Here is a 9,329-nt window from a genome sequence, read left to right as displayed (position 1 = left end):
TTCTTCCTGATTTTCGACATTGGATCGAGTTGAGTAGTTTAAAGGTAGCAACCTATTCAATCAGAAGTCACTGTCTACTTTCGTGAGGAGCTCCAGTGGTAATCTTTAATAACTAACCCGCAACCCGCAACCTGCAACTTGCAACCCGCAACCCGCAACTTGCAACCCGCAACCTGCAACTTACCTTATAAACGGATCACTCAAATGCTCCGCCGTCTGAATTGTCCGGTCCTTCGTAAGCTCGAGGAAATCCACGAGGGCCTGCTTGTCGTATTCGGAGAGGTGTAGATTCCGGACGGAACCGTCGTCGTTGCGCAGGATGGGACTCAGGTTGGGGTGGTCCTGAATGCCTTCGCTGTAGTGGTCGACCACTTCGCGAAGCGTGGCAAAGCGACCATCGTGCATGTAAGGAGCGGTAAGCGGGAGGTTTCTCAGGAAGGGCGTTTTGAAAAAGCCGTTGCGGAGTACGTCACCGGTAACGGCGCCACTACCTTTGTCCGTATAAACCCGATCAAGGCCGTTGTTGGCCATTTTAACCGTGGGTTCTGCCATGGAGGAATGGTGGCAGCTGGCACAGCTGGTGCGATAGATTTCGCCTCCGCGAACTTCGGAGAGCGTGAAATCTTCCAGAATGCGTGACATCGGCACGCGGTTGGTTTTCAGGTCCTGAAGGTCATCATAGCGGGTATCGGTGGAGCTCATAGTGGTCATGAAGTCGCCGATAGCGAGGATGATGTCCCCGGGGCTGAGCTCTTCGTCCCGGAAAGCTTTACGGCCGAGGATTTGATAGATGCGCTCTTGGTTGAGTTTGTCGGCCAGCTCTTCGAGGTTACTACCCATTTCGATGGGGTTAGACATTGTTTCCCGAGACTGCTCAACGATGTCTTTCGCACGCCCGTCCCAGAAAAAGCGACCGAATTTTGGTTCCGGCACGTCTGGTGGCGGTGGAGAGTAGTAGCCAACGGCCGGCAGAGAAGAGTTGGTCGGAGCGGTAAGAAAAGAAGGAACCGAACCGAGCGGGAAGGAGTTTCGGGCTGTATGCGCCCCCCGGATACCGTCGCTGAAGGCCTTGTTATCACTAAAGGCAAATTCCTGAGCGTGGCAGGTCGCACAGCTGGTTTCGCCGGTAACAGAAACACGCCGGTCGTAGAAAAGTACCCGGCCGAGCATGGCCCGGCGTTGCTGGGTGGCGGTGAGCTCGGTCGTCCGGCTACGGCTGGCAAGGTGACTGGGAATTTCTGCCAGCGGGAAGTTGATGTCCTGCTCGATATCGAGTTCCTGGCGGAGCTCCTCGTAGTCTGCGTCGGAAAAGCGAAGTGGAGAATTGATGTTTTCCAGCGGATCGGGGACAGAATCCTGAAGGATGCTGTAGTCCTGTTTACAGGCGGTAAAAAGCAGGAAGGGGAGAAGCAGGGGCAGTAGTTTCCGGAAACGCATTCGTAGGGTGTTTTGTCAGTGTAGTGTAAATATAAAGTCTAACTGGCTGACAAACAAGCACTGGGCGCGGCCGCAGGTGCAAGCCGGGGGATTAATGAGCAGGGCTGAGAACACGGCTGCTCAGTCCATTCACTTCCGCTGCTGCCCTGCAGCCCGCCGATGTGTTAGCACCAATTGATGGCCTGCGGGGGGCATGTGCAACGCAAAAGATCGCTACTTCCGAACAACGGATTGTTTAACCTGATTCAGCTATCGAAGCCTCAGTAGCCGCGACGCCATTCGGGCACAACTACCCTGAATAGTAGTCTTCGCTAACCGGGCAATATTGAAGGATGAAAAAAATTGGTTGACCAATAATTTGGTCTGGCAATTTTTCTTTTCTAACTTTGGACGACCATCAGATATACTCATTTAAAGGATCATGTTAGAAAATTTTAGTGAAATTAAAGTAGAGAGTCCAGTAGACATGATCATTGGACAAGTTCGTGCATTGATTACATCAGGTCAGCTTGAGCCTGGAGACAGGTTACCTGCTGAACGTAAAATGGCTGAAAAGCTCGGCGTTAGCCGAGGCAACGTACGGGCGGCACTACAGAAGCTCGAATTTTATGGCATCTTACGGACTCTGCCCCAAAGCGGTACTGTAGTTGCGGGCCTGGGCATTACCGCTCTGGAAGGGCTGATAACCGATGTGTTGCAATTGGAAGAAAGCGACTTCAGCTCTCTTGTGGAGACACGGGCAATGCTTGAGGTGGAGTGCGTTAAGCTGGCCGCCGAGCGGCGAACGGCTGAAGATTTGATGGAAATCGAAAAAGCACTAGCTGCCTATGAGGATAAAATTAAGGGCGGAGAAGTCGCCGTTGAGGAAGACCTTATGTTTCACCTCAGCCTTGCTGATGCCAGCAAGAACGGTGTTTTAAAGTCACTGATGATGGTCATCGCTCCTGACATTATCGCTAGCCATACGCGGTATAAGGTCTGTGATGAAAAAACAGAGCTGAAGGCATTATTCGAGCACCAGGAAATTTTGCGGCAGATCCGTGAGCAAAATGTTGCTGGAGCCGAAGAAGCAATGCTAGGGCACTTAAAAGACGTTACCGATTTCAGTGAATCCCTTCGGCGGAACAACTGAATTTCTGATCATGTAAATAACTACAAATCTATTAAAGAACCTTCGGGTAACCACCGCTAATGTCCTTTCCGCGAATTCTGGAAAACAACTTTAATTATTCAATTTGTAGCAGGGAAGACGCTTGTTTCTCCCTTTACCAAACGGAATAAGAAGTCGCTCCGGAAGATGGACTTTAAATGTACAAGCATCTGATGGTAAAATGATGTATGCCCTGAGTGGCTGGGGAATACAAACGCCTGCGAAAACCTCCAAAAGGAAAAGCGGGCCGTATTCGAAAACTGTTTCATGATTGACAACTACCTGAAAACCCGGGGAGAGGAAGCTTTCGCTAAAGTGAATACGATTCATTGCAAGTGAGCCCTTAAACCCTGCTTTTATAAACCTGGCACATCACCTGCGATTGCGCCAAAAGAGGTTCAAACTACTACAGAACACAAGGATTACAACTGTTTCATACTACTATTCATACGGGGAGTGGGCGAGGACCGTACTGCTTGGTTTACCGCCTCCTTCCACTTTTTTACCCTTTATGACTCGTCCATACTATCTATCAGGATTACTCTTCCTGGCTTCTTTATTTCTCTTTACTTCCTGTGAAGGGGACGCTCCGGGCGTGGTGAAGAGCAGTGAAGAATTGAACGCCGCGATAGCCGCTGCCTCTCCCGGAGATGTAATTACCATTGCCAATGGTACATACACTGATATGGAGATGCGCTTTGTGGGGCAGGGGACGGAAGATGCTCCCATTACCCTTACGGTGGAAGAGAAAGGGAAGGTCTTTTTTGAGGGCCAGTCTAATCTGGAACTTTCGGGCCAATTCCTGCACGTGGAGGGCCTCATTTTTCGTAACGGCCATTCTCCGACCAGTGAGGTGATTTCCTTTCGGACAAGTAAGGTAGAAGTATGTAACAACTGCCGCGTTACGGAATGTGTGATCGACAATTACAACCCTGCAGAAAGATTCGATTCAGATATCTGGATCGCCTTATACGGTAAGCATAACCGGCTTGATCATAACTACCTTACGGGTAAAAGAAATCAGGGGGTGACGGTTGCCGTTCGGATGGATACTGAAGCCAGCCGGGAGAATTTCCACCGCATTGATCATAACTACTTCGGGCACCGGGCAGTGTTGGGGTCTAACGGAGGGGAGACGCTGCGCATTGGCACGAGCCACTACTGTATGTTCAACTCCAATACGCTGGTGGAGTCCAATTACTTTTATCGCTGCGACGGAGAAGTGGAGATCATTTCCAATAAGTCCGGTCAGAATGTCTTCCGCGGTAATACTTTCTTTGAATCCAAAGGAACGCTAACGATCCGCCACGGAGACGAAGTGACGATCTCTAACAACTTTTTCTTCGGCAACGGGGTCGCAAATACCGGTGGAATGCGAATCATTAACGCCAAGCAAAAAGTTGTCAATAACTACGCCTCCGGCCTTACCGGCTACCGCTTCCGCAGTGCACTAACGATTATGAACGGGGTGCCTAACTCACCCTTAAACCGCTACGTACAGGTAACGGATTCTGAAGCCAGTAACAACGTTTTTATCGATTGTGATAATGTGCAGTTTTGTGTGGGCAGTGACGAAGAACGGTCAGCAACCCCGGAAAATGTAGTTATGGCTAACAATGTTTTCAGTAACAAAACACGGGATAAAATCTTCTCAGCTTTTGACGATATCAGTGGAATTACGTTCAGCAACAACCTGATCTCTCCGAACATCGTCCCGCTACAGCCAACGGGTTTTCAGAATAAAGAACTGACCTTTGAAACGCTGGAGAACGGTATCATGATTCCCGAAAAAACGGCCGCTGGCGATAGCATTCGGGCGGGGCTGGACCTGATGGCAACTCCCGAAAATACCGGATTGACCTGGTACCCCCGGCAGGAGGACGAGATGTTTTTTAATACCGGAAAAACCATCGACGTAAAGCCCGGCCAAAACACCCTGTGGGATGCCGTTCGGGATTCTGAGCCAGGGGATATTATTCGCCTGAGTGAAAGCGGTGAATACCAGCAAACAAAGAGTATTGATCTGACGCATCCCGTATCGGTTGTGGCTGCTGACGGCTTGTCCGAAAAACCGGTAGTGACTTTCCGCCGCTCCAGCCTCTTTAATATTGAAAATGGTGGAGGACTGAGCTTGCGCGGGCTGAAAATTGATGGGAAAGAAGGCGAAGACAAGCCGCTCAATGCGGTGATTCGGACGAGCCGATATTCCATGATCAATAATTACAAGCTGCTCGTGGAAGATTGTGATTTTGTAGACCTTGACGTCAACCACAGCTTTAACGTACTCAGGGTTGCCAAGAATACGATGGCGGACTCCATCTTGCTGCGCAATTGCCGGTTCGAAAACATCTCCGGCAGTGTATTGGCCCTGGATCGGGAAACGGACGATATCGGCATCTATAATGCAGAAAACGTGGTCATAGAAAACTGCCTCTTTGACGAAATCGGCCACACGGCCATTCATGTACACCGGGGCGGCCGGGACGAAAGTACGCTTGGGCCCAGGGTTACTATCCACAATAGTACTTTCGATGAAATAGGTGGAGACAAGCGAAATAAAACGGGTACCTCGATCCTGCTGTGGGGAACACAGTATGTCGATATTGACAAGTGCGTATTCGATGATTCTGCACCACTGAAACTTCACCTGGTTGTAGGGGAGCCGGTAGTAGAACTGCGGAATTCGGTGCTCTCGGGCGGTACCACGCTGGAAGATAACGGAGAGCCGTATCAGGTGAATAACCTGAAACGAGGCCTGACGGAACCACTTTATGAACTGGATGGTGGCCTGAAGATTGGCACTACACTTAGCGAATAAGAAATGAGATTACTACTAATAAGTCTGTTATTCGCGGTCCTGCTTTCCTGTAATGAAAAAACGGGAACTTCGGATTATCCGCCAATGTTTGCAGAACAGCTGGCGCGGACGCAGGTGCAAGTGGAAGGCTTCATGGAGCAAGGGGTGGAAGTCCCGACTCCGAAGGATATGGCTGGTGGCTATACCCACGAGGTCCATAAGCAAAACTGGAAAACGCTGAGGGCGGCTGGTGCTCTTTACCGTCATACGGGCGAAGAGCGGTATGCGGTCTTCGTACGCGATGCCCTGCTGGCCTATGCTGCGGTCTACCAGGACTGGCCTATTCATCCAACTAACCGTTCCTACGCTACGGGCAAGATTTTCTGGCAATGCCTCAATGATGCCAACTGGCTCGTCTACGTTAGTGAGGCTTATGCTGACATCTACGATTGGCTCGATGCAGAAACCCAGTCAAAACTCAACACGGAACTTTTCCGCCCCATGGCAGATTTTCTGTCCGTTGAAAACCCGCAGTTCTTCAACCGTATTCACAACCACAGCACCTGGGCAAACGCTGCCGTTGGCATGATCGGTCTGGTAATGGAGGACGAGGAACTGGTGCAACGGGCGCTCTATGGCATTCCCGCTGATGAACTACCGGATGACCTCCGGGACGATGATTCCGGACGCATAAAATCTAAAACCGGTCGCGCGGGCTTTCTTGCCCAGCTGGACCTTTCTTTCTCCCCCGATGGTTACTTCACGGAAGGACCGTACTACCTCCGCTACGCCCTTTCTCCGTTTTTACTTTTCGGGCGGATGCTGGGAGACAAACGCCCCGACCTGGGCGTACTGGAATACCGGGATGGAATTCTGGGCAAAGCAATCTTTGGAATGCTCTCTCAGGCAGACCCGAAGGGAGACTTTTTTCCGCTGAATGATTCCCAGAAAGGAATGTCTGTCTACGCCCCTGAGGTGGTCAAGGCAGTGGATTATGGCTACTTCTATTACGGCAAAAGTGATGAATTACTCTCCATCGCCGAAAAGCAGGGGAGTGTCACCCTTGATGACGCGGGGCTGGCGGTGGCTACGGCCATTGCGGCCGGAAAGGCGAAACCCTTTAAACCCGCTTCCCTTGCTTACACAGACGGGCCGGAGGGGGATGAAGGTGGCGTTGGCGTCCTGCGGGCAACCGGCTCCGCCGACCAAACGACGGCCCTGGTGATGAAATACTCCGCTCAGGGAATGGGGCACGGGCACTTCGACAAACTGGCCTACTCCCTTTACAACCATACCGGTGAAGTCATTCAGGATTACGGCGCCGCCCGCTGGGTGAACATTGATCAGAAAGGCGGAGGCCGTTACCTGCGGGAGAATAATACCTTCGCCAAGCAGACGATCGCCCATAATACCCTGGTGATCGGGCAAACTTCTCACTACGAGGGAGACATTCGCATCGGGGAAAAGTACCACCCGGATCTCTACGCTTTTGAAGCGAGTGACGCTGGCCTGCAGCTCATGAGTGCCAAAGCACAGAACGTTTACCCCGGTCGGGAGCTGCACCGCAGCCAATGGCTGCTGACGGATGATGCATTCTCCCATCCGCTCATGATTGACATCTTCCGGGTAAAGGGTGGTGGAGCGGCTACCCTGGATTTACCTACCTGGTACCACGGGCAGTTGCTGCAGACGAACTTTGCTTACCAAACGAACAATGAACTGGCTCCGCTTGGTGATGGTCAGGGCTATCAGCACATTTGGCTGGAGGCCGCTGCTAAGCCGGATACCAACCTGCTGAGCTTCAATTTCTTCAACAGGAACGTTTTCTATACACAAACCTCCGTCGGGCAGGCGGGAGATGAATTTCTCTTCGTTCGCTTAGGAGCTAATGACCCGGAGTTTAACCTCCGGAGGGACCAGGCCGTCGTCCATCGACGGAAGGCAGCGGGGAGTAGCACCTTCGTTAGCTTACTTGAAACTCACGGCAGCTATTCAACGCTGGACGAGGTGGCTCGCGAGCCCTTCGGTCACATTACGGATCTTAAGCTGTTGGTGGATACTGACCCCTATACCGCTATCTCTTTTCGACACAAAAATGGTCAAAGCTGGATGCTCCTGCTATCTAATCAGGATGCTTCCCCCGATGGCCAACACAATTTAGTAATCAACGGAACCACCCATGAATGGAGTGGTGTCCATCATCTGATAAAAAACGAATGATGAAAGCAAGTAAAGAATTTATTTTTGGCAACGAAATTCCCTGGGAAGAAGTAGGCCCCGGCCTGAAACGCCAGATCATGGGCTATGATGATAAAATCATGCTTGTGAAAGTAGACTTTCAGGTAGGCGCCGTCGGGCAACTACACGAGCATTACCACAGCCAGGTCACTTACGTCGAAAGCGGCGCATTTGAAATGACGATCGGGGATGAAGTGAAAGTCATCCGGGGCGGAGATTCTTACTACATTCCTCCTCACGTAATGCATGGTTGTGTGTGTATTGAAGCAGGTGTACTGATCGATGTCTTTAGCCCACACCGTGAGGACTTCATGGACTCAATCCCCAACTCATGAAATTAAGCGGACTAAGATGGTGGGTTGTAGGGCTGATTGCTCTGGCGACCGTCATTAATTACATTGACCGACAATCACTTAACGTACTTTGGCCGGAAATTTCCGTAGACCTCTTTCCCGATAAGACAGAGGATCAGCGGAAGGAAATTTACGCCCTTATTTCCGTAGTGTTTGTCTTTTCCTACGCCTTCGGGCAGGCTATCTTCGGAAAGATCTTTGATTGGATCGGAACCCGCCTGGGTTTTGTGCTTTCCATCGGTGTCTGGTCCATTGCTACAGCTTTACATGCTGTGGCGGGTAGCGTATTGAGCTTTTCTGTTTTCAGGTCCATCCTTGGAGTTGCCGAAGCAGGAAACTGGCCGGGTGCAACGAAGGGTAACGCAGAGTGGTTTCCGACAAAAGAGCGTGCACTGGCTCAGGGGATTTTTAATTCCGGCGCAGCGATCGGTGGTATTATTTCAATACCGCTCATTGCTTACCTCTCTGTCCATTTCGGTTGGAAGACAATTTTTGTACTTGTGGGCCTTTCGGGGCTTGTGTGGTTAATTCCCTGGTTGGTACTGGTGAAAGCACCGCCCAGGTCTCACCCCTGGATTACAGAAGAGGAAAAGGAATACATTCTGACGGGACAGCGGAATCAGGACCTCGATGAGGACGGTAGCTTCGATGAAGGCTATAACCCTGATACTATGACGATGCTCTCCCACAAAGAAAGCTGGGGCGTCATTATCGCCTCGGCGGTGATTGATCCCATCTGGTGGTTGTTTGTCTTCTGGATTCCCATCTATCTCTCAGAAGTATACGGTATGGACGTTAAGACCATCGGTATCTACGGATGGGTTCCCTACGTAGGCGCCATGCTAGGAGCATGGTTCGGTGGGCTTTTGGCTCAGAACCGCATCAAGGCTGGCTGGAACGTAGACCGGACCCGAAAACTGGTCATCACCCTGGGCTGTGTAATCATGCTGCCTGCTTTATTGGCCATGGCTAATCCCGGTGCTCCGGTTACCGCTGTCTTATTGATGGCTACCATTCTCTTCGGCTTCCAAACGGCCATCGGAAACGTACAGACCCTGCCCAGTGACCTTTTCGGTGGTAAAACGGTAGGTACGCTCTCCGGCCTGGCAGGAATGGCGGCGAAATTAGCGGTCGCCGGCCTGACTTCGTTGGTCCCCTGGTTGACTTCCGGAGGAAACTACACACCTGCTTTTGTCATTGGTGCGGCGCTGGCCGCTATTGCCATCGCAAGTGTCTGGATTCTATGCCCTACAATAGAACCTTTGAAGCCGAAAAGTCAAGACTACGGACTTGACTAGATCGACTCAGCAATAGTAAAATCCTGAAGAAAAAGTGAGCTTTTTCTTCGGGATTT

Annotated in this window: 6 protein-coding genes; 5 read left to right on the top strand and 1 reads right to left on the bottom strand. The window is 51.0% G+C overall.

Annotated features, from left to right (window positions below; translation table 11 throughout):
- Positions 1-180: 180 nt before the first annotated feature.
- Entirely contained in the window at positions 181-1,437 is a 1,257-nt protein-coding gene (locus tag BM123_RS08620) for a cytochrome-c peroxidase (protein WP_090167321.1), read from the bottom strand.
- A 421-nt stretch (positions 1,438-1,858) separates the two neighbouring features.
- On the opposite strand from BM123_RS08620, the gene BM123_RS08615 reads away from it, so the two are divergent.
- From BM123_RS08615 to BM123_RS08595, 5 genes are all read left to right on the top strand, one after another.
- The gene (locus tag BM123_RS08615) at positions 1,859-2,569 is read left to right on the top strand and encodes a FadR/GntR family transcriptional regulator (protein ID WP_090167319.1); all 711 of its coding nucleotides are present in this window, start codon (positions 1,859-1,861) and stop codon (positions 2,567-2,569) included.
- 529 nt (positions 2,570-3,098) lie between these two features.
- The gene (locus BM123_RS08610; protein ID WP_090167317.1) at positions 3,099-5,405 is read left to right on the top strand and encodes a chondroitinase-B domain-containing protein; all 2,307 of its coding nucleotides are present in this window, start codon (positions 3,099-3,101) and stop codon (positions 5,403-5,405) included.
- Positions 5,406-5,408: 3 nt separating this feature from the next.
- Positions 5,409-7,604, top strand: coding sequence for a heparinase II/III domain-containing protein (locus BM123_RS08605; RefSeq protein WP_090167315.1), 2,196 nt, complete (start codon positions 5,409-5,411; stop codon positions 7,602-7,604).
- Positions 7,604-7,957: a cupin domain-containing protein gene (locus BM123_RS08600; RefSeq protein ID WP_090167313.1), complete on the top strand. Its 354-nt coding sequence runs from the start codon at positions 7,604-7,606 to the stop codon at positions 7,955-7,957. Before BM123_RS08605 ends, BM123_RS08600 begins: the two co-directional genes overlap by 1 nt.
- On the top strand, positions 7,954-9,273 hold the full coding sequence (locus BM123_RS08595) for an MFS transporter (protein WP_090167311.1): 1,320 nt from the start codon (positions 7,954-7,956) through the stop codon (positions 9,271-9,273). Before BM123_RS08600 ends, BM123_RS08595 begins: the two co-directional genes overlap by 4 nt.
- Positions 9,274-9,329: the final 56 nt, after the last annotated feature.

Origin of the sequence: Neolewinella agarilytica, from assembly GCF_900110645.1 — a bacterium.
In the GTDB taxonomy this organism is placed as follows: domain Bacteria; phylum Bacteroidota; class Bacteroidia; order Chitinophagales; family Saprospiraceae; genus Neolewinella; species Neolewinella agarilytica.
Note: the sequence above shows the minus strand (reverse complement) of the source record. Positions and strands in the feature narration are given on the sequence as shown.